Below are 1,330 nucleotides of genomic sequence, written 5' to 3'. Positions count from 1 at the left end.
AGAGAAGCGGCTACGTTTCATGTCCTAGTCCTCTCGATGGGCCAGAACGAACTTCAAACCGGATTAGATCAGAGGGGCAAGGTCAAAATCACCAGCATCAGACGCAAACATCCTAAACGGGTATCGAAATGGTTCACGTGATGTGTAAGCAACAAGGCGAGCTTCGCCTACAATCAAAATCCATCCCTGGCCAAGCAATTCCAAATCCTTGCCGCGTAATTGGCCTCGCGTCAAACCTCTGCGCTCCCATACAGCCGTGGCAACAAACCTACACAGCGTCCGCCGAGGTCGGACATGCGACACAGCTGCGTTCGAGTACCGTATTGTTCCGAACCGATTTATCGTTTGGCACGGCATATGCTTGATCATTCGCAAATACGTTGCGGACGCCATCGCATGTTCACCATCACCAACCAAAAGGATCCGGAAATGTCCAAGATCACAGACAATAGCCAAACCGCCGAAACCAACGAATTCCAGGCATTCGACCCCAGCAAGGCAATTGATCAGTTCCACGCAGTCGCCGAAAAGGGCGTCGAGCAATCGAAAGAAGTGCTGGCCAAATTCCAGTTCGGCGCTGATGAGATCCAGAAAGTGCTCAAGTCGACCTTAGAAACCGCGAGGTCGGTCGGCAATGAGCTGTCGCTGGCGACGATCGCTGCGCTGCGCGCCAATGCCGAAGCCGACTTTTCGCATCTTGAAGCCCTAGCCGGCGCGAAGTCGCTGTCCGCGGTAATTGAGCTGCAGACCACATTCCTAACCAAGCGGGTCGAAATGGGAGCCGAGCAGGCTAAGGATTTTCGGGCGCTCACTACCAAGGCGGTGACCGATATCTCCAAACCGGTCAAGGACGTCTTCGAGAAGAGGCTCCGGGACCTCAAGGCCGCCTGATAAGCGTAGCAGTCCGGTCCTCCGACACGGGGGCCCGACTGATGTCACCGCCGTTCCCGACGGCAACGTACGAAGCTGGGAAGTAACTGGTAGTCACGCAAGCTCATTGAGGTATCGCGTCGCAAAGGCTCTGGCGCCAACCTTACGGTAAGCGGAGCCTGGCAGAGAACACTTCTCAGTTATGGAGGAGCACGTGATGCTGACGTAGCGGCCCTTGCCATGCTGAACCAAGATGACGCACGTTCGCTGTCGATTTCGCCAACCTTCAGACCGACGGTCTCGGAGGAGCGAAGGCCCGTGGCATAGGCCGTGGTCAATGCCATGCGCGACTTCAGGCTGGGCACCGCCTTCAGAGGTTCCGTCGCAAACTCCAGCTGAGGTCGCAAGGGCAGGTTGAGCGTCACGCGGCGCTCATGCGGCGAGCATTTCGAACTGCTTG

The 1,330-nt window shown here is 56.5% G+C and carries 1 protein-coding gene and 1 pseudogene; one reads left to right on the top strand and one right to left on the bottom strand.

From position 1 onward, the window contains the following. Positions 1-429: 429 nt before the first annotated feature. A complete protein-coding gene (locus tag NKH03_RS34685; RefSeq protein WP_352607915.1) occupies positions 430-891 on the top strand; it encodes a phasin in 462 nt (153 codons plus the stop codon). A gap of 179 nt (positions 892-1,070) precedes the next feature. Here NKH03_RS34685 and NKH03_RS35155 read toward each other — a convergent pair. Next, positions 1,071-1,330 (bottom strand): annotated as a pseudogene (locus NKH03_RS35155) (hypothetical protein); the annotation flags it as partial.

Origin of the sequence: Mesorhizobium sp. M1406 (assembly GCF_040317555.1) — a bacterium.
In the GTDB taxonomy this organism is placed as follows: domain Bacteria; phylum Pseudomonadota; class Alphaproteobacteria; order Rhizobiales; family Rhizobiaceae; genus Mesorhizobium.
Note: the sequence above shows the minus strand (reverse complement) of the source record. Positions and strands in the feature narration are given on the sequence as shown.